Source organism: Psychrobacter sp. TB55-MNA-CIBAN-0194, from assembly GCF_040309505.1.
GTDB classification, from domain to species: Bacteria; Pseudomonadota; Gammaproteobacteria; order Pseudomonadales; family Moraxellaceae; genus Psychrobacter; species Psychrobacter fozii.
Window position 1 is genome coordinate 1 of record NZ_JBEOOW010000589.1, and the last position, 250, is coordinate 250.

1 protein-coding gene is annotated in these 250 nt (G+C 38.8%); it reads left to right on the plus strand.

Annotation, left to right across the window (positions count from 1 at the left end):
• A partial coding sequence (locus AAEY75_RS16385) for a Na+/H+ antiporter NhaA (RefSeq protein WP_352260217.1) occupies nt 1-250 on the plus strand: 250 nt, incomplete at both ends.

The following is a 250-nucleotide window of genomic DNA, read 5'->3' on the forward strand; positions in this document are numbered from 1 at the left end:
TTTGAGTTTACTTGGTAATCGCGTACCCAATTCATTAAAAGTATTCTTAGTCTCGATTGCTATCTTTGATGATATCGGCGCGATTATTATCATCGCTTTATTTTATACCAATGATTTATCACTTGGTTCACTGGCTATCGCGGGCTTATGTCTGCCGTTTTTATATCTGCTTAATCGCCGTAACGTTACTAGCATAACTCCTTATTTGCTAATTGGCGTTATCATGTGGGTTGCCGTACTCAAATCCGGT